This window comes from Gemmobacter nanjingensis, assembly GCF_014652195.1.
GTDB lineage: Bacteria > Pseudomonadota > Alphaproteobacteria > Rhodobacterales > Rhodobacteraceae > Gemmobacter > Gemmobacter caeni.
The window spans coordinates 25,305-43,494 of record NZ_BMYI01000008.1 but is presented as its reverse complement, the minus strand read 5'-3'; the positions used below and the strand labels follow the sequence as shown (position 1 = coordinate 43,494).

Here is an 18,190-nt window from a genome sequence, read left to right as displayed (position 1 = left end):
TGCCGCAATATTGCCACATTTCAGCCTTAAGTAGGACGCTCGGTGGGGGCCGTATCGTGGAGTATGTGTGGTATGGCCGAACAGGATTTGGGCGATTTTTATGCCCGTGTCGCGCGTGTCGAAAAAGCGCGCGCCAAAGGTTATGGCTTTGAGGCGGATGGAACGCTCGGCCGGTCCCATTATCAGCGTCCCAGATCACGGCGTCGGCGTGTGCTTGGCCCTCTGCTTATCGTTGGGCTTTGCGTCCTTGGCCTGAAGGGTGCGATGCATCATCAGATCGGCGACGCTTCCTTTCAGGACCGGGTTGTGGCGATGCAGGCCTCGCAGGGGTTTGAGCGTCTGGGCGGTTTCCTGATGCAGGCTGATCCCGTGACACTGTGGATCTCGGCCCAACTCGACAAATATCTTTGAAAGCGACGGGGGCCGGGGCACCCGGTTTCCGGCGGTCAAATACCAAAAAGGCCGCGTCCGTAAGGAGCGGCCTTCGGCATAGCAGCGGGCGCGTCGCGCCCGATCCGGCGACGGATATCAGTGGCCCAGTTTGGAGCCGATCTGATAGATGTCGCCGCGGCACAGCCCGATATCGTCAAGCTCGCGGTCCGACAGCTTGGCCAGTTCATTGCGCGTCACGCGGGCGTCGTTCCAGTCGGCGACGGCGGCGAAAATGTTGCTCAGGAACTGCACGAAGCGGTAGGTGGAGATGGCGCCAAAGGGCGCCGTACGGGTCGTCTCATAAGCGGCCATGGCGGTGTTCCTCGTTTCAAAACTGCCTAGATCGAAGGCATCCGTGCCTTCGAGGCGTCAAATAATCTTGCTGCAGGTGCAAAGCAAGCGAAGCAAAGGCATGGCCCACATGCAGAAACCGCATGGCTCGGCCGCTGCGGTGGACAGGGTTCTGGCAGTGCTTTGCGAGGGCCGCAGGCGATCGTCGCCTTCATCGGCCGGATAGTCGCAAATATGCGAAATTCATACCCCGGCCTGCGCGGGATGCAAGCCCGAATTGATCTTGGCGGATGTTCTTCTTTCGTGCTAGTTTGGGGAAAATGTAGAACAAAAAGGCGCGGGCATGCGGGTATTGGGCATTGATCCGGGGTTGCGGAACCTCGGATGGGGCGTGATCGAGGTTTCCGGCACGCGAATCGCCCATATCGCCAACGGGATTTGCCATTCCACACCTGGAACGGGTGACGGGGATCTGGCACAGCGGCTTTGCAGCCTGCATGCCCAGTTGACCGAGGTGCTGCATACGCATGCGCCTGATACGGCGGCTGTGGAACATACCTTCGTCAACAAGGACGCGGTGGCCACGCTGAAGCTGGGGCAGGCACGGGGGATTGCCCTGCTCGTGCCGGCGCAATTCGGCCTGACCGTGGGGGAATATGCGCCCAATGCCGTAAAGAAGACCGTGGTGGGCGTGGGGCATGCTGCGAAGGTTCAGGTGGATCACATGGTGCGGCTGCATCTGCCGGGGGTGAAGATCGCCGGTCCTGATGCGGCGGATGCACTTGCGATTGCCATTTGCCATGCGCATCACTGTCAGTCGAGCGGCCGGCTGGAGGCTGCATTGCGGAGGGCGGCGGGATGATCGGCAGGATTGCGGGCCGGATCGAGTGGCGCGGTGCCGATCATGTGCTGATCGACGTGCGCGGCGTGGGGTATATCGTCCATGTCAGCGACCGTACTCTGGCGGCGCTGCCCGGCGTGGGGGAGGCCTGCGCCCTTTATACCGAACTTCTGGTGCGCGAGGATCTGCTGCAACTCTTCGGCTTTCCGACCATGCTGGAAAAAGAATGGCATCGCCTGCTGACCACCGTGCAGGGGGTGGGTGCCAAGGCGGCCATGGCGATTCTGGGCACACTGGGGGCCGAGGGGACAGCGCGGGCGATCACTTTGGGTGATGCCCGTGCCATTCAGGCGGCACCCGGCATCGGCCCGAAAATCGCGCAGCGCGTGGTGCTGGAGCTGAAATCCAAGGCCCCGGCGATCATGGCCCAGGGCAGCAGCCTGATGGCAGAGGCCGTCGTGACGGAAGAAGAGGCCGCACCCGCGCCCGCTGTCAAGGCGAAGCCCGCCCGCAGTGTCCCGGTCCGGCCTGCCGTCACCCGCGCGGCCTATAGTGCGGATGCCCTGTCGGCCTTGCTGAACCTCGGCTATGGCCAGGCCGATGCGGCGCAGGCCGTGGCCACGGTCTCGGGAGAGGCGCCCGAGGCTGATACTGCCGAGCTGATCCGCCGGGCGCTGAAGCTCCTCATGCCAAAAAACTGAGCCATTCAAGGGCTCTGACCTGCTTTTGATGTTCGGCAGCGAACAGACCATGTTCGCAGGCACTGAATTGTGCACAGAAGGCGGGCCGGGCAGTTTCTGCGCATGCAGCATGTGCTGCCCGACCTTGCAAACAGACGGAGTTCCCGATGATCCGCCTTTCCACCCTGTCGCTTCTGGCCGCGCTGACCGCTGCCCCCGCCATGGCTGCGCCCGAGGCCTATGTGCTTGATCCCTCGCACAGCCAGATCGTGTTCAGCTACAACCACCTTGGTTTCTCGACCACGACGGGCATGTTCTCGGGCTTCGACGGGAATATCAGCTTTGATGCCGAAGATCCGGCAGCCTCCAGCGTCGAAGTGTCCTTCCCCGTCCGCACCATGCTGACCGGCTGGCAGGAACGCTTTGACCATTTCATGTCGCCCGATTTCTTCAACGCGGCTGACGACAGCGCGCTGGTCACCTTCAAATCCACCGGCATCGAGGTGACGGGCGAGAAAACCGCGAAGATCACCGGCGACCTGACGCTGAACGGCGTGACCAAATCGGTGGTTCTGGATGCGGCGCTGACCCAGGCGGGCGAGCATCCCATGGCGAAGAAGCCGTGGATGGGCTTCACCGGCACCACTACGCTGAAGCGCACCGATTTTAACCTCGGCATGTTCGCGCCCTATGTCGGGGACGATGTGACCGTGGAAATCTCGATCGAGGCGATGAAGGCGGAATGACGCCTGAGGGGGCGGGCCTTGTCCGCCCCTTTCCTTCGCCCCATATCGCTGGGCGCGGAGGTGTTCGATGAACGGTTATTTCAAGACGGCCCTGTTGATGGCGGCGATGACCGCCCTGTTCATGGGTCTTGGCGGCCTCATCGGCGGATCGTCAGGCGCGCTGATCGCGTTGGTCTTTGCCGGTGGCATGAACCTGTTTACCTGGTGGAACAGCGACAAAGCGGTACTGTCGATGACAGGCGCACGCGAAGTCGATGCCCGGAGCGCGCCGGATTTCGTGGCGCTGGTGCATGATCTGGCCGATGGCGCGGGGATGCCGCGCCCCAGGGTGTTCATCATCGACACAGACCAGCCCAATGCCTTCGCCACCGGCCGCAACCCGGAAAATGCCGCCGTGGCCGCGACCATGGGGCTGTTGCGGCGGCTCGACCGGCAGGAAATCGCGGCGGTCATGGCGCATGAGCTTGCGCACATCCGCAACCGTGACACGCTGATCATGACCGTGACTGCCACCATGGCCGGGGCGATTTCGATGCTGGCCAATTTCGCCTTCTTCTTTGGCGGCAGTCGGGATCGTGAGGGCGGCGGCGGTGGGCTGATTGGCGGAATTCTGGTGATGATCCTCGCGCCGTTGATGGCCGGTCTGGTGCAGATGGCGATTTCACGCTCGCGCGAATACGAAGCCGACCGGATCGGTGCCGAAATCTGTGGCCATCCGATGTGGCTGGCCTCGGCCCTGCGCAAGATCGAGGCTTTCGCCAAGGGGATCGACAATCCCCGGGCCGAGGCGAATCCGGCGCTGGCGCATATGTTCATCATCAACCCGCTGCACGCCCATGCGCGCGACGCGCTGTTTTCCACCCACCCGAACACGGAAAACCGGGTGGCGGCCTTGATGGCACTGGCAGGACAGAGGGGGACGGCGGCTCCGGTGCAGGCGACCCGCGCCTCGTCGATCCCGCGCAGCGGGCGACGCGGCCCCTGGGCCTGAGGCGCGGCCAATCCGCTTGCCAAATCACCGCCGTTCGGGGATTGTTTCGGGCATGACCCAGCCCGATCCCGCCCTTCGCCCCGACCGCCTGCCCGAGGACGCCGACCGCGCCCTGCGCCCGCAGGTGCTGGATGATTTCGTGGGGCAAGCCGAGGCGCGGGCGAACCTGCGCATCTTCATCGAAAGCGCGCGGATGCGGGGCGAGGCGATGGATCATACGCTGTTCCATGGCCCGCCCGGTCTGGGCAAGACCACGCTGGCGCAGATCATGGCGCGCGAGTTGGGGGTGGGGTTCCGCATGACCTCTGGCCCCGTGCTGGCGAAACCCGGCGATCTGGCGGCGATCCTGACCAATCTGGAACCGCGCGACGTGCTGTTCATCGACGAGATTCACCGCCTTTCCCCCGTGGTGGAGGAGGTGCTGTATCCGGCGATGGAGGATTTCGCGCTGGATCTGGTGATCGGCGAGGGGCCGGCGGCGCGGACGGTGCGGATTGACCTGCAACCCTTCACGCTGGTGGGCGCAACGACGCGGCTGGGCCTTTTGACCACGCCTTTGCGCGACCGTTTCGGTATCCCGACCCGGCTGCAATTCTACACCGAGGATGAGCTTGACCATATCGTCACCCGCGGCGCCCGCCTGCTGGGGGTCGAACCGCTGCCCGAGGGCACGCGCGAGATTGCGCGCCGCGCGCGCGGCACCCCCCGGATTGCCGGGCGTCTGTTGCGCCGGGTGGTGGATTTCGTGACGGTCGAAGGCGACGGGCGGCTGACCCGCGCCATTGCCGACCGGGCGCTGACCCGGATGGGGGTCGATAACCTTGGCCTCGACGGCGCAGACCGCCGTTACATGCTGCTTTTGGCCGAGAACTACGGCGGTGGCCCCGTGGGAGTGGAGACTATTGCCGCCGCCCTGTCGGAAAGCCGTGATGCCATCGAGGAGGTCATCGAGCCTTACCTGCTGCAACAGGGGCTGATCCAGCGCACGCCACGCGGGCGAATGCTGGCGGCAAAGGCATGGCGCCACATCGGTCTCGCCCCGCCGCAACCGCAGCAGGCAGCGCAAGGCGGGCTGTTCGACCTTTAATCCAGCCCCAGCAATGCGGGCAGTTCGACCATGGCTCGGAAGATCACCGCGCCTTCGGCTGCCAGCGCGGCACCATCCCCCTGCGGGGTAAATCCCATGCAGCGCATCCCGGCGGCGCGGGCCGCCCGCGCGCCGGTCGGGCTGTCCTCTACCACCACGCAGGCGACGGGATCAGCGCCAACCGCCTGAGCGGCGTGCAGGTAAAGATCGGGTGCGGGCTTGATCATCTTCAGGTCGATGCCGGAAAACATCCGCCCTTCCAGCCGTGCGGCCAGCGCCGGATGCTGACCGATGGTAATGCCCATCTTGCGCCCGGTTCCGTTCGAGCCGATGGCATAGGGCACCCCTGCCGTATCCAGCCGGTCCAGCACGTCCAGAATACCGGGGATCAGCGGCGTGCCTTCGGCCAGCCGGGCGTAAAGCCGTTCATAGAAATCTGCCGCCCAGCCCGGCGGGATATCGGCGCCCATCCCGGCGGCGCGCAGGCCCACTTTTTCAACGGTGCCGCCCAGAAACAGCCGCTCCATCTCGGCATGGGTCAGCGGCAGGCCACGCGCGGCCAGATCTTCGGCCAGCATGTCGAAAGTGGGGCCTTCGCTGTCCACCACCACGCCATCGCAATCGAACAGAACCGCCGCCGGGATCATGCCGCCCTCAGAAGCGTGATGACCGTATCGCCATAGGCGCGCTGGTCGATCTGTTCGAATCCGGCGGGGGCAAGCGGTGCGGCGCTTTCTTCCCAGAGGACAACAGCGCCGGGGGCCAGCCAGCCACCCGCCACGCAGGAAGCCAGCGCCTGTTCGCCCAGACCCTTGCCATAGGGCGGGTCAAGAAAGACCAGAGTATAGCCTGCGCCCCGGTTCGGCCCCATGCGCGTTGCATCGCGGCGCCAGACATCGGTCTGGCCCATGGCGCGCATCAGCTCGATATTCCGACGCAGCAACGCGCGCGCGGCGGTGCCGTCATCGACGAAGGCAACGCGGGCCGCCCCACGGCTGAGCGCCTCAAGCCCCAGAGCGCCGGTTCCCGCGAACAGGTCCAGCACCCGTGCGCCTGTCACAGGATCGCCCGTTTGTGCGATGCGGCCGTTGACCAGCAGGTTGAAGATGGATTCCCGCACGCGGTCGGTGGTGGGACGCAGATGCGCCGCCGCATCGCCTGCGCCTACCTCGGCCAGCTTCAGCCCCCGGAACGTGCCGCCGATGATCCTCATGCCTTCAGAAGCACCTTCAGGTCGGGCGTATCCACCACAGCCTCTGGCGCGGGGCTGCGGCCCATCTCGATCAGCCGCTTGCCGACCATATAGGCCCGCGCGTCGTTCATCGCATCCACCGCCAGCAGCGTGTCGCCCGCATAATACCAGAAGCTGACCGCAGCACCTTCGCCCTTGCGGGTGACGATGTGGTCATAGCCGGTATTGAGCCCGGCAATCTGCAATTTGCAGTCATATTGATCCGACCAGAACCAGGGCTTCGCCACATAGGGCTGCCCTGCACCCAGCATGTTGGCGGCCACGGCCTCTGCCTGATCAATGGCATTGCCCACCGATTCCAGACGCAGCCGCCCCGTCCCATGCGGGAAAGAGGCGCAATCGCCCGCCGACCAGATGTGCGGTTGGCTTGTCAGACCCAGCGCATCGGTGCGGATGCCATTTTCGATGGCGCAGCCTGCCGCCTCGGCCAGCGTAGTGACCGGCAGGATGCCGACGCCGGCGATGACGAAATCACAGGGCAGTTCGCTGCCATCGGCCAGATGTGCGGCGGTCACGCGGGTTTCGCCTGCCAGCCGCGCAAGACCCACGCCCTCGCGGATCGTGACGCCATGCGTGCCGTGCAGGGCGCGGAAATAATCTGCGGTTTCGGGCGCGGCGACGCGTTGCAGGATGCGCGGCGCGGCCTCGATCACCGTGACATTCAGGCCCAGCTTCGCGGCCACCGCCGCGGCCTCCAGCCCGATATAGCCCCCACCGACGATGACGACCCGGCGGCCGGGCTGAAACTCGGCCCGCATCGCATCGACGTCGGCGAGCGTGCGCACGGTATAGACCCCCGCCAGATCACCGCCGATCGCGGCGGGCAGGCGACGCGGCACCGATCCGGTCGTCAGCGCGAGTTCATCATAGGTGAGGGTTTCACCGCCGACGGTCAGGGTGCGGGCGCTTGCGTCGATGGCGGTTACAGCTTCGCCCAGCCGCAGGGTGATGCGGTTGTCGGCATAGAAATCGGCGCTGCGCAGCCAGAGCCGTTCCTCCTCCATCTCGCCCAGCAGATAGGCCTTGGACAGTGGCGGGCGCTGGTAGGGCGGGGCGGTTTCCTCGCCGATCAGCGTGATGTCGCCCTGAAACCCCAGCGCACGCAGCTTTGCCACCAGAGCGGCCCCGGCCTGACCGGCCCCCACCACCACGAAATGCGCCATCCCGTCTTCCTCCACTGCCGCCTCTGGCCCTGTCTTACGGCGGACCCTATATCTGGCGCTATCGGTAACGCAACGCGCGAGGGACGTGAAATGACGATTTCTGAAGGAAGCCGCCTGCCGGATGCCACTTTGCTGGCCATGGGTGCCAATGGGCCCGAGCAGGTAGAGCTTGGGCCGAAGCTCAAGGGCCGCAAGGTCGTGATTTTCGGCCTGCCGGGGGCCTATACCGGCGTCTGCACCACGGCGCATGTGCCGAGCTTCATCCGCACCAAGGACAAGTTCGCCGCCAAGGGCGTGGACGAGATCATCTGTGTTTCGGTCAATGATCCCTTCGTGATGAAGGCCTGGGCCGATGCGACCGGCGCGGCCGAAGCCGGGCTGACCTTTCTGGGCGATGCGGATTCCAGCTTCACCAAGGCCATCGGTCTGAACTTCACTGCGCCGCCTGCAGGTCTGATCGACCGTTCCAAGCGCTATGCGCTTTACGCCGAGGATGGCGTGGTCAAGGTGCTGCATCTGGAAGAAAGCCCCGGCATCTGCGAAGCCTCGGGCGGCGAGTCGCTGCTGGCGGCGATCTGAGCCTCTCGGTCCGGCCCTTTCGGTTCGGACGGGGTCAGCCCTGTCCGGGCCGGGTTTCGCACAGGCAGGCGGTGCGGCTGGTGTGGCCATGTTCCACTGCCGCCGCACCGGCCAGCTTGTCCATCCGGCTGGCAAGCTTCACATCCAGATCGGACAGGCCACCGCAATCATGTGTGGTCAGCGTCACATCCACGATGTTGAAGGCGTTCAGCCATTCAGGATGGTGGTTCAGACGTTCCGCCGCCAGTGCCGCGCGGGACATGAAGCCCCAGGCTTCGGAAAACCCCTTGAACCGCCAGATCTTGCGGATCGCATCGCGCCCCGGCACCGGCTGCCAGCCGGTTTCCATCAGTGGCGGCAGTGCGGTAGCGCGGGCGTCTTCGGACAGCGGTGGCGTGCTCATGCTTTTTGCTCCATCAACGCATCATCTGCGGCCTGTGCGCGTTTCGCGGCAGGGCGGTCCGCGATACGATCCCAATAGGCGCGGAACGCCGGGCGGTCTGGCAGGGTGCCAAAGCGCAGGCCCCAGCCGATCTGCGACCCCAGATAGACATCCACCGCCGAAAAGCTGTCGCCCGCGAAATAGGGCGCCTCGGCCAGCCGGTGTTCCAGCGCGGTGACCACATCCTCCAGCGAGCCATATCCGGCGGTGCGCTGGCGTTCGGGCGGCACGACGAAGCCAAGCGCCGTATTGGTGACGGCCTGTTCCACCGGACCCGCGCCGAAGAACATCCAGCGGTAGAAGGCGGCACGGTCTGCGGGCATCAGCCCGGCTTCGGGGAAGGCATCGGCCAGATAGGTGCAGATCGCCGCGCATTCGGTAATCACCCGGCCGTCATGGACCACGGTCGGCACCTTGCCCATCGGGTTGATTGCCAGATAGTCGCGTGCCTTCATCGTGGTGCCATAATCCAGCACCGTGACCGTATAGGGCTGGCCGGTCTCTTCCAGCATCCAGCGGGCAATTCTGCCACGCGACATCGGATTGGTGTAAAGCGTCAGAGCGGTCATGGCGGTGTCCTTCGGTCAGTCATCCTGCGCGGGTCCGCGGCGGAAGGGGCCATAGGCGGTCAGCACCTCGATCTCTTCATCCACGGCGGCGCGTTCCCGATCAAGGTAGTCCGCCACAGCGCGGGCGAAAGCGGGATCGGCGATCCAGTGCAGCGAATGCGTCTCTGCCGGCAGATATCCGCGCGCCAGCTTGTGTTCGCCCTGTGCCCCGGCCTCCACCCGGTCCAGCCCCTGTGCAATCGCCCAGTCGATCGCCCGATGGTAGCACAGTTCGAAATGCAGACAGGGGTAATCCTCCACGCAGCCCCAGTAACGGCCATAAAGCGCGCTGCGTCCAATGAAGTTCAGCGCCCCGGCCACCGGGCGGCTGCCGTCGAAAGCCAGCACCAGCAGTACATCATCACGCATGGTCTGCTGGATGCGATCAAAGAAATTGCGGGTCAGGTAAGGGCGGCCCCATTTGCGGCTGCCGGTGTCCTGATAGAAGGCCCAGAAAGCGTCCCAGTGTTCGGCGCGCAGCGCATCGCCGGTCAGGTTTTCAATGCGCAACCCGTGGGAATTGGCCATGGCGCGTTCCTTGCGCAGCGCCTTGCGCTTGCGCGAGGCCAGGGTGGCCAGAAAATCCTCGTAGCTGGAATAACCGTCATTCTGCCAGTGGAATTGCTGGGTCAGGCGCGGCATCAGCCCCATGGCGGCGCCGGTTTCCGCCTCGGCTTCGGTGCAAAAAGTGGCGTGCAGCGAGGAGAGCCCGTTCTGTTGCGCCACCCGGGTCGCGCCCTCGATCAGCGCCGCCATGCCTGCGACCTCCTCACCCGGCAGGGTCAGAAAGCGCCGCCCCGTGGCAGGGGTGAAGGGCACCGCGATCTGGAGCTTGGGGTAATACCGCCCGCCCGCGCGTTCGTATGCCTCGGCCCAGCCATGATCGAAGATATATTCGCCCTGGCTGTGGGATTTGACGTATAGCGGGGCGGCGGCGATCATCTGCGCTCCACGATGCACCAGCAGCGGCCGGGCCAGCCAGCCGGTGCCGGGGCCGGTGGACCCCGATGCCTCCAGCGCCAGCAGGAAGCGATGTGTGGTGAACGGATCGTCCGGGCGCCCCGTGCCGGGCGCGGCCAGCGCGTCCCAGTCAGCAGCCGGGACGGCGGCGATGCTTTCGGCCAGAGTGACGGTCAGGTCGGACACGCGGCCCCTCGATCATGGTTACGCACAGCAGATGCGGCGCGGCGCGCGCCGGTCAAGCCTTCGCGGCCAGATATCCCTCGAAGGTGATGTTGTCGGCGATTTTGCGGGCTGTCGCCTCGGCCTCGGGCGACCGGATGGTCCAGCACAGGATCGCGGCGCCCTGTGCCTTCAGCTCTGCGACGCGCGGGCGGGGCAGATCAGCGGCCTCGTGGCTGATGAAACTGGCGCCGGTGCGATCATAATCGGGGATCTCGCGCAGCCGGTCGCACAGTACGGGGGACAGGGGGGCATAGGACACCGGGTCATAGCTGCCTGTCGTCAAACCGCGCGGCAGATCGGGGCAGAGCCGGGCCATTTCGGCCACGCTGTCAGGGTTGAAAGACATCAGCGCCACCGGCCCGTCATAGCCCGCCAGTGCCGCAGCCGTCGCCTTTTCCAGCGGTCCGATGCGGCCTATGGGGGACAGCATCTGGTCCTTGATCTCGATCAGCAGCGGCACCTTGCCGTCAACCAGAGCCAGAACCCCGGCCAGTGTCGGCACCGTTTCATCGGTGCCGAGCAGGGTCATCGCACCCAGTTCCGCCGCCGTATGATCCGCCGCCCAGCCCGACCGCCCGGTCAGGCGCGGCAGATCCTCGTCATGAAATACCAAGGCCACACCATCGGACGACAGTTGCAGGTCGATCTCGATGGCATAGCCCGCATCCATCGCGGCCCGAATGGCTGCAAGGCTGTTTTCCGGCCTGCCAGCCGCACGGTCGTGCAGGGCGCGATGCGCGACGGGCTGGAGCAAAAAGGCGGTGGGCAGCGGAATGCGGGTCATTTCAGTTCGAAGATCGCGTCGATCTCGACGGCGACACCCAGCGGCAGCGCCGGGGCCGAAACGGCAGCGCGGGCGTGACGCCCGGCATCCCCCAGCACCGCAACCATGAAGTCGGAAGCGCCGTTGATGACCTTGGGCTGGTCGGTGAAGTCAGGGGTGGAGTTGACAAATCCACCCAGTTTCACCAGCCGCTTGATGCGCGACAGATCACCGTCACAGGCTTTCCTGGCCTGGGCGAGCAGCGAGATGGCACAGGCGCGCGCGGCGGCGGCGCCCTGTTCCACGGTGAAATCGGCACCCAGCTTGCCCCTGATCGGGCCATTGGCATCGGCGCTGACCTGACCTGAGACATGCAGCAGGTTCCCCGTCAGCACGAAGCCGACGTAATTGGCAACCGGCGCGGGCGCGTCGGGCAGGGTGACGCCGAGTTCGGCAAGACGGGCTTCGATGGTCATGGGAACCTCCTGTTCTGTCGCGGCGGAGGCTAGCGCCAAGCGAAAGGGGCGGCAAGTGCCGCCCCCGTCCTGTTCCGGTGTTTCCGCGACCTCAGGTCTCGCGGAAGGCGCGGTTGAAGTAGTCGGTAAAGGGTTTCAGCAGATAGGCCAGCGGCGTCTGGTCATGGGTGCGGATGAACGCCTCGACCGGCATGCCGGGCAGCAGCGTCAGTCCCTTCAGTTTTTCAATCTCGCCCGGTTCCAGCACGATTTCGGCCCGGTAATAGCTGGCCTGACTGCGCTGGTCGGTCAGGGCATCTGCCGAAACCAGCGCGATGCGGCCCGTCAGTTCCGGCGTGGTGCGTGAGTTGAAGGCCGAGAAATGCAGCCGGGCTTCCTGCCCGGCATAGACCTGGTCGATGTGGATGGGGGAAACCTGTGCGGCGATGACCAGCGGGCGGTCCTGCGGGATCAGGTAAAGCACGGGATCGGCCGGACGGATGACCGAGCGCGGCGTGGTGACCTGAAGACCCAGCACGACCCCCGACACCGGCGCGCGAATCTCCAGCCGGGCAATGCGTTCAGTCAGGGCGCGGCGGCGTTCGGCCAGTTCCAGTTCCTGATAGCCGATGTCGCGCAGCTGGCTGTTCGCCTCTTCCCGCCGTGAGGCGCTGAGACGCAGCATCTCCAGCTCGATCTCAGACACGCTTTCGCCCGCCTGCGCCTTCGAGGCCTCAAGCTCTCCCACCTGTCCGCGCAGACGTGCCTCCTCGCGTTGCAGCGCCAGCACGCGGCTGGATTGCGCCAGTCCCTTTTCCAGCAGCGACTGCTGGTCGGCCAGTTCCTTCTGGATCAGTTCCAGCTGGGTTCCCAGCGCATCGGATTGTGCAGCGATGCCGGTGATCTGGCTTTGCACCTGCGCGCGGCGTTCGGCCAGCTGGCCGATCTGCTTGGACAGCGTATCGGCGCGGGCGTCGAACAGGTGGACCTGACCGTCCATCTGCTCTTTCACCTCGTCCTTGGTCTCGGCTGCCGCGATCAGTTCGGGCGCGAAGGTGATGGTGGTCTGGTCGTCGCGTTCGGCGGTCAGCCGGGCGCGGCGGGCCATGATTTCGTAAAGCTGGTTCTCGACGATGGTCAGTTCCGAACGCAGCACCGTGCCATCAAGCTTCAGCAGCAGGTCGCCCGCCTGCACGCTGTCGCCATCAGTGACGGCGATGGTTTCAACCACCCCGCCATCCGGGTGCTGCACCACCTGGCGATGGTTCTCGACCTCGATCTGGCCATGCGCCACCACGGCACCGGCGATGTTGGTCGTCACGCTCCAGACGCCGAAGCCGCCGAACAGGACGGCAAAGGCCGCGAGGCCCAGCACGACATAGCGGCGCGGCGACCAGGCATTTGCCGCGTCTTTCGGCAGGGCAGGGGGCCGGGCCGGGCGTGGCTCTGCCACCGCCGTGGCGCGCGGCGCGGCGGGAAGCGGGTTCTCCGGCTTGCCCTCGTTACCGGCGGGGGTTTTGGGTTCGCTCATGTCACGCCTCCGGGGCCGGCATTCTTGACGATTTCAGTGTGGTTCTTGACCATGTCGCGCAGCACCTGATCGCGCGGCCCGAAGGCGCGGCGGGTGCCATCCTCCATCACCAGCAGGAGTTCGCATTCCTGAATGGCGGCGGGGCGGTGGGCCATGATGAGAATGGCGCAACCGGCATCCTTCATCGAGCGGATCGCGGCATTGAGCGCCACGGACCCCTCGTTGTCGAGGTTGGAATTCGGCTCGTCCAGCACCACGATGACCGGGTCGCCATACATGGCGCGGGCCAGACCGATCCGCTGGATCTGACCGCCCGACAACCGCCCGCCAAGGGCCGACACCCGGGTGTCATAGCCTTCGGGCAGCTTGACGATCATGTCATGGGCGGCGGCCTTGCGCGCCGCTTCGACCACCTTCAGCCCGTCGGGGTTACCCTGAAGGCGGGCGATGTTTTCCGCAATCGTGCCGTCGAACAGGGTTACGCGCTGCGGCAGATAGCCGATGTAGCTGCCCAGCGTGTCGGGATCGTATTGATCCAGCGCTGCGCCATCCAGCCGTACCTTCCCGCCCGCCGGTTTCCACGCGCCGATCAGTGCGCGGGCCAGCGTGGATTTGCCCGAGCCCGACGGCCCGATCACCCCCAGCGCCTGGCCGGGCTGAAGCTGGAAATTCACCATGCGCAGCGTGGCGAAGCTTTCGCCCGGCGGCACGACGGTCAGGTTCTGCGCCTCCAGATTGGCCCTGGGCCGCGGAAGCTGGGTGCGCGGCGGCTCGACAGGCACGCGGGTGAACAGTTCGGCCAGGCGGTTCCAGCCCTCCTGCGCCCGCTGGACGACGGCCCATTGACCAATGGCCACCTCGATGGGCGACAGCGCACGGCCCATCAGGATGGATCCGGCAATCATTGCGCCGGCGGACAATTCGCCCTTCAGCACCAGCCAGGCACCGAGGCCGAGCATGGCCGATTGAAGGAACAGGCGGAATGTCTTGGTCAGGACCGAGAAGGTGCCGCCCAGATCGGCGGCGGATATGGTTTGCGCCAGAGCGGTGGCGCGCGCCTTCTGCCAGCGGTCAAAGCCCGCCCTCTGCATCCCCAGCGCCTGCACCACCTCGGCCTCGGCCTTGAGGTTGTCGGCCATGCGTTCGGCCACGATGGTGGCGCTGTTGGCGCGGTTCAGCGGCGTCTTGGTCATCCGCTGGTTCAGGATGGTCACGAAGATCAGCAGGATACCGCCGATGATGGCCAGCCAGCCCATGTAGGAATGGAAGACGAAGATCGCGGCGATGAACAGGGGCGTCCACGGAATGTCGAACACCGCGAGCAGGACCGGCGAGGTCCAGAGCCGCTGCACCGCCTCCAGATCACGCTGGGCGGCAGTGGCGGCGGGGTCGTTCGGCGCCACCTGCGAGCGGCGCAGCGCAGCTTCGAACACACGGCGGTCCAGCCGGGCCTGAAAGGCCGCGCCGACCCGTGCCATGATGCGGCCGCGCGCGTGATCCAGCACACCCATCATGATGAAAAGAAAGATAACCAGCGCCGAAAGCGCGACCAGCGTCGGCTCGGACCGGCTGCCCAGCACACGGTCATAGACCTGAAGCATGTAAAGCGGTCCGGTCAGCATCAGCAGGTTGACCACGACGCTGAACAGGAACACCGCGAGGATGACGCCGTAGGATTCGCGTCTTGCGGCCCTGAGTTCGGCTAGACCCGGTGCGACATTCACCGAAAGCTCTGGTCGGCTCATTATTGCCTACTCCTTTCGCATCGGCCGTCGGAGCCGCTGCCAAATCATTTTGCGTCACCTGTGCGCCACGCTTTGCGGTTGTCAATGCATGGCGTGCGGCTTATCCCTTGCCTTCTGGCCCGGAAGACTGTCCTTCGGGGCGCTGAATGGACGCGACACTAGGCTTATGGTGATGGTTTTTCCATTGAATTCTCGTATCCGGCGCAATTCGGCGATCCGCCTTGGCCTGACCGGACTCACGGCAGCGATTCTGTCTGCCTGCGCCGCGCCGCCGCCGCCTGCCGAACCCTACGACCCCTATGAAAAGACCAACCGGGCCTTTCATTCGGTCAATCTCGGGCTCGACAAGGCGCTGGTCCGGCCATCGTCCAAAGCCTATGGCGCGATCATTCCGGCGCCGGTCAAGACAGGGGTGTCGAACTTCGCCTCTAACCTCGATCTGCCCGGGGATGCGGTGAACGGCGCGCTTCAGGGCAACCCGGAACGCTTTGTCACCAATGTGTTGCGCTTCGCGGTCAACTCCACCATCGGGATCGGCGGGCTGTTCGATCCGGCGGGCGCGATGGGGGTGCATCAGAGCAAGACCGATTTCGGTGAAACCCTGCATGTCTGGGGCGTGGGCGAAGGCGCCTATGTCGAACTGCCGGGCATTGGGCCGAGCACGGTGCGCGATACCGTCGGAACGGCGGTCGATGTGGTGGCCAATCCGGTGCGTCTGGTCCTGCCGACGCCCGAAAGCTATTACGCCACGGCGGCCAAGGTCGGTTCAAAACTTGGTGATCGGGACCGCTATTCCGAAACCATCGACTCGGTCCTATATGATAGCGCCGACAGCTATGCGCAGGCACGGCTGCTCTATCTTCAGAACCGCCGGTTCGAGCTTGGTCAGAAGGCCGAAGATGGTGGTGACAGTTTCATCGACCCTTACGAGGAGTGACATGGCTCATCCCGTTCTGAACCGCCGCGCCTTTGCCGCCACTGCACTGGCAGGTGCCGCACTGGTCACCGTGCCCGGAGCCGCGCTGGCGCTGGATCTCAACTCGGCGCGGGCGCTGATCGACCGGGCGATTGCCGATGTGAACAAGGTGATCAACTCGGGCAAGCCCGAAGCCGCGATGTTCAAGGATTTCGAGGCGATCTTCGCCCGTTACGCCGATGTGAATGCCATTGCCCGTTCGGCACTTGGCCCGGCCGCGCGGTCGGCCAGCCCGGCCCAGATGAAGGCCTTCACCCGCGCCTATCAGGGCTATATCGGCCGCAAATATGGCCGCCGCTTCCGCGAGTTCATCGGGGGCACCATTGAAGTGGTCGATGCGAAACCGCTGAAAAGCTATTTCGAGGTCATTTCGGTTGCGCGTCTGCGCGGTGAGGCGCCGTTTGACCTGCGCTGGCATGTGTCGAACAAATCCGGCAAGGATCTGTTCTTCAACATCATCATCGAGGGTGTGAACATGCTTGCCTCCGAGCGTGAGGAAATCGGCGCCATGCTGAAAAAGCGCAAGGGCGATATCGACGGGCTGATCGGCGATCTGCAAGCGGCCTGACGCCTGCGCGGGGTGGATGGCCCCGGAAGTTGAGTATTTTTGCAAGAAGCAAAGGGGGGCCGGTGGCTCCTCTTTTCGTATGTCAGAGGCTGTCTTCGACGCGGAAGCCCTCGGGGATGTGGTCGCGGCTGTCGAGCAGCAGGTCGGCCATGGTGGTGGCGACCTTTGGGGCCATGCCGAAACCGATCTTGAAGCCGCCATTGGCGATGAAATGGCCGGGGCGGCCGGGCCAGCGGCCAAGCATGGGTGCGCGGGAGCGGGCGCGGGGGCGCAGACCAGCCCAGCGTTCCAGCACCGGGGCCTCCGTGAGGCAGGGCAGGGCGGCGAGGGCGCGGGCATGGAGCGCGTCAAGCTGCGTGTCGGTGGTTGCAGGATCGCCGAAGCTGTTTTCCGAAGTGGAGCCGATGGCAACCGTGCCGTCCGCATGCGGGATGATATGCAGACCGCTGGCATAGATCTGTGGCGCATCGGGGGCGGGGTAGCGGAGGCTCAGCGCCTGCCCCTTCACTGCGCCGCCGACGGGCTTGCCAAGGGCCGCGCCGAGCTCTGTCAGGCCTGCCACCCCGGTCGCGTGCAGGACGATGCCCTGTTCCGGGGCTTCGCCGATGTGGATCTCGCCGCCTTTTGCTGTGACGGCGGCGGCGAGTGCGGCGGCGGCCATACGCGGGTGCAGGCGGGCCGAGAGTGTGTCGTGGATCAGAAGGCCCGTGGGGCTGGCGGGTTCCCAGGCCGCGCCGGTGGCGCGGATCACCTGCCATGTGGCGCGGCCTTGCCAGAGGTCTGCCGCGGTTGCTTCGCGCGCCCGCGCCATCTCGACCGCGCGGGCATCGGGCAGGGCTTGCAGCCGCCCGGCACGGCCATAGCCGGTCGGCAGGCCGGAGGCTTCCGCAACCCCGGACCAGAAGCTTTCCGCCATCAGCAGGCTTTCCAGTTGGAACTGTTTCTTGGCGTTCCACTGGTCGGGCATATGCGGGCTGAGCGCGCCGACCAGCCCGCCTGAAGCGCCCGCGCCGATGCGCGTCCCCTCGATAAGCCGGACCTTCGCGCCGCGCCGGGCCATTTCCCAGGCACAGGCGAGGCCGAATATGCCGCCGCCCCGCACTGTAACATCGCAGCTTGTCATTCGCCGCTCCTTTCCGCAGTGTCGCGCCGATCTGCCATAGGACAAACCGCCATGCCGGACCAGAGCCCCGAGGCCCCGACCCTTGACTGGCGCGACGGGGTGATCCCCGTTTCGACCCAGTTCGATGACCCGTATTTCAGCCTGAACGACGGGCTGGCCGAGACGCGGCATGTGTTCCTGCACGGCAACCGGCTGGAAGCGCGGTTGTGTGACGGGTTCCACATTGCGGAACTGGGCTTCGGCACCGGGCTGAACCTGCTGGCGGTGCAGATCCTCTGGGCCGCGATGGGCAGGCCTGGCGTCCTGCACTTCACCAGTTTCGAGGCCTTTCCGATGGAGGCCGCCGACATCGCCCGCGCGCTGGCGCATTTCCCCGAGGCGCGGGCGGTGGCGGGGCCGTTTCTGGATCAATGGGCTGCGGGCCAAAGGGTGCTGGACCTGCCGGGGCTCCGGGCCGAGATCGTGACCGGCGATGCGCGGCAGACCCTGCCCGCATGGACCGGCGCGGCGGATGCGTGGTTTCTTGACGGCTTCTCCCCTGCGAAGAATCCTGAGCTGTGGTCTGACGATCTGATGCAGGCAGTAGCGGACCATACAAAACCGCATGGCAGCTTTGCGACCTATACGGCCGCGGGACATGTCCGCAGGGCCTTGCAGGCGGCGGGGTTTCAGGTAGAGCGGCGGCCGGGGCATGGCCGTAAGCGGCATATGACCGCAGGCTGGCGGGTCTGA

22 protein-coding genes are annotated in these 18,190 nt (G+C 65.5%); 10 read left to right on the top strand and 12 right to left on the bottom strand.

Annotated elements, in window-relative coordinates; translation table 11 throughout:
- Positions 1-72: 72 nt before the first annotated feature.
- Entirely contained in the window at positions 73-411 is a 339-nt protein-coding gene (locus IE126_RS13710) for a hypothetical protein (protein ID WP_054303872.1), read from the top strand.
- A 117-nt stretch (positions 412-528) separates the two neighbouring features.
- Here the strand turns inward: IE126_RS13710 and IE126_RS13705 are convergent, their stop codons facing one another.
- Positions 529-744, bottom strand: a complete 216-nt coding sequence (locus tag IE126_RS13705) for a DUF1127 domain-containing protein (protein WP_054303871.1) — start codon at positions 742-744, stop codon at positions 529-531.
- 322 nt (positions 745-1,066) lie between these two features.
- Here IE126_RS13705 and ruvC point away from each other — a divergent pair, with 322 nt between their 5' ends.
- The 5 genes from ruvC to ruvB all read left to right on the top strand — a co-directional run bounded on the left by ruvC (position 1,067) and on the right by ruvB (position 5,068).
- The gene (ruvC, locus tag IE126_RS13700; protein WP_054303870.1) at positions 1,067-1,585 is read left to right on the top strand and encodes a crossover junction endodeoxyribonuclease RuvC; all 519 of its coding nucleotides are present in this window, start codon (positions 1,067-1,069) and stop codon (positions 1,583-1,585) included.
- On the top strand, positions 1,582-2,265 hold the full coding sequence (ruvA, locus tag IE126_RS13695; RefSeq protein ID WP_108130478.1) for a Holliday junction branch migration protein RuvA: 684 nt from the start codon (positions 1,582-1,584) through the stop codon (positions 2,263-2,265). Before ruvC ends, ruvA begins: the two co-directional genes overlap by 4 nt.
- Before the next feature lie 146 nt (positions 2,266-2,411).
- Complete coding sequence (locus IE126_RS13690) at positions 2,412-2,990, top strand: YceI family protein (protein WP_054303868.1); 579 nt, start codon at positions 2,412-2,414, stop codon at positions 2,988-2,990.
- Between the two features lie 67 nt (positions 2,991-3,057).
- On the top strand, positions 3,058-3,981 hold the full coding sequence (gene htpX, locus IE126_RS13685) for a zinc metalloprotease HtpX (protein WP_108130477.1): 924 nt from the start codon (positions 3,058-3,060) through the stop codon (positions 3,979-3,981).
- 52 nt (positions 3,982-4,033) lie between these two features.
- On the top strand, positions 4,034-5,068 hold the full coding sequence (gene ruvB, locus IE126_RS13680) for a Holliday junction branch migration DNA helicase RuvB (protein ID WP_108130476.1): 1,035 nt from the start codon (positions 4,034-4,036) through the stop codon (positions 5,066-5,068).
- Here ruvB and IE126_RS13675 read toward each other — a convergent pair.
- Genes IE126_RS13675 through IE126_RS13665 form a run of 3 tightly spaced genes read right to left on the bottom strand, consistent with a single transcriptional unit; the run spans position 5,065 to position 7,483 of the window.
- Complete coding sequence (locus tag IE126_RS13675; RefSeq protein WP_108130503.1) at positions 5,065-5,712, bottom strand: HAD family hydrolase; 648 nt, start codon at positions 5,710-5,712, stop codon at positions 5,065-5,067. The genes ruvB and IE126_RS13675 overlap by 4 nt on opposite strands.
- Positions 5,712-6,281 carry a 16S rRNA (guanine(966)-N(2))-methyltransferase RsmD gene (rsmD, locus tag IE126_RS13670; protein ID WP_108130475.1) on the bottom strand — a complete coding sequence of 190 codons (570 nt, stop codon included), beginning with the start codon at positions 6,279-6,281 and terminating at the stop codon, positions 5,712-5,714. The genes IE126_RS13675 and rsmD overlap by 1 nt, the downstream gene beginning before the upstream one ends.
- Complete coding sequence (locus tag IE126_RS13665) at positions 6,278-7,483, bottom strand: NAD(P)/FAD-dependent oxidoreductase (RefSeq protein WP_108130474.1); 1,206 nt, start codon at positions 7,481-7,483, stop codon at positions 6,278-6,280. Before IE126_RS13665 ends, rsmD begins: the two co-directional genes overlap by 4 nt.
- A 90-nt stretch (positions 7,484-7,573) precedes the next feature.
- Between IE126_RS13665 and IE126_RS13660 the strand changes: the two genes are divergently transcribed.
- Positions 7,574-8,062, top strand: coding sequence for a peroxiredoxin (locus IE126_RS13660; protein WP_189381342.1), 489 nt, complete (start codon positions 7,574-7,576; stop codon positions 8,060-8,062).
- Positions 8,063-8,096: 34 nt separating this feature from the next.
- Here the strand turns inward: IE126_RS13660 and IE126_RS13655 are convergent, their stop codons facing one another.
- The 7 genes from IE126_RS13655 to IE126_RS13625 form a co-directional block, all read right to left on the bottom strand.
- Entirely contained in the window at positions 8,097-8,465 is a 369-nt protein-coding gene (locus IE126_RS13655; protein WP_189381341.1) for a 4a-hydroxytetrahydrobiopterin dehydratase, read from the bottom strand.
- Positions 8,462-9,073, bottom strand: coding sequence for a glutathione S-transferase family protein (locus IE126_RS13650; protein ID WP_189381340.1), 612 nt, complete (start codon positions 9,071-9,073; stop codon positions 8,462-8,464). The genes IE126_RS13655 and IE126_RS13650 overlap by 4 nt, the downstream gene beginning before the upstream one ends.
- Positions 9,074-9,088: 15 nt before the next feature.
- Positions 9,089-10,258, bottom strand: a complete 1,170-nt coding sequence (locus IE126_RS13645; protein WP_054303860.1) for a GNAT family N-acetyltransferase — start codon at positions 10,256-10,258, stop codon at positions 9,089-9,091.
- Between the two features lie 52 nt (positions 10,259-10,310).
- Positions 10,311-11,081, bottom strand: coding sequence for a glycerophosphodiester phosphodiesterase family protein (locus IE126_RS13640; RefSeq protein ID WP_189381339.1), 771 nt, complete (start codon positions 11,079-11,081; stop codon positions 10,311-10,313).
- Positions 11,078-11,536, bottom strand: a complete 459-nt coding sequence (locus IE126_RS13635; RefSeq protein ID WP_054303858.1) for a RidA family protein — start codon at positions 11,534-11,536, stop codon at positions 11,078-11,080. The genes IE126_RS13640 and IE126_RS13635 overlap by 4 nt, the downstream gene beginning before the upstream one ends.
- A 91-nt stretch (positions 11,537-11,627) precedes the next feature.
- On the bottom strand, positions 11,628-13,046 hold the full coding sequence (locus tag IE126_RS13630) for an HlyD family type I secretion periplasmic adaptor subunit (RefSeq protein WP_082401066.1): 1,419 nt from the start codon (positions 13,044-13,046) through the stop codon (positions 11,628-11,630).
- A complete protein-coding gene (locus IE126_RS13625) occupies positions 13,043-14,791 on the bottom strand; it encodes a type I secretion system permease/ATPase (RefSeq protein WP_108130468.1) in 1,749 nt (582 codons plus the stop codon). The genes IE126_RS13630 and IE126_RS13625 overlap by 4 nt, the downstream gene beginning before the upstream one ends.
- 172 nt (positions 14,792-14,963) lie before the next feature.
- On the opposite strand from IE126_RS13625, the gene IE126_RS13620 reads away from it, so the two are divergent.
- A complete protein-coding gene (locus IE126_RS13620) occupies positions 14,964-15,728 on the top strand; it encodes an MlaA family lipoprotein (RefSeq protein ID WP_108130502.1) in 765 nt (254 codons plus the stop codon).
- Position 15,729: 1 nt separating this feature from the next.
- The gene (locus IE126_RS13615; RefSeq protein ID WP_189381338.1) at positions 15,730-16,335 is read left to right on the top strand and encodes an MlaC/ttg2D family ABC transporter substrate-binding protein; all 606 of its coding nucleotides are present in this window, start codon (positions 15,730-15,732) and stop codon (positions 16,333-16,335) included.
- 82 nt (positions 16,336-16,417) lie between these two features.
- Here IE126_RS13615 and IE126_RS13610 read toward each other — a convergent pair whose 3' ends face one another.
- Positions 16,418-17,458 (bottom strand): NAD(P)/FAD-dependent oxidoreductase, encoded by a 1,041-nt coding sequence (locus tag IE126_RS13610; protein ID WP_189381337.1) that lies wholly within the window; start codon positions 17,456-17,458, stop codon positions 16,418-16,420.
- 51 nt (positions 17,459-17,509) lie between these two features.
- On the opposite strand from IE126_RS13610, the gene mnmD reads away from it, so the two are divergent.
- Positions 17,510-18,190 (top strand): tRNA (5-methylaminomethyl-2-thiouridine)(34)-methyltransferase MnmD, encoded by a 681-nt coding sequence (gene mnmD, locus IE126_RS13605; protein ID WP_189381336.1) that lies wholly within the window; start codon positions 17,510-17,512, stop codon positions 18,188-18,190.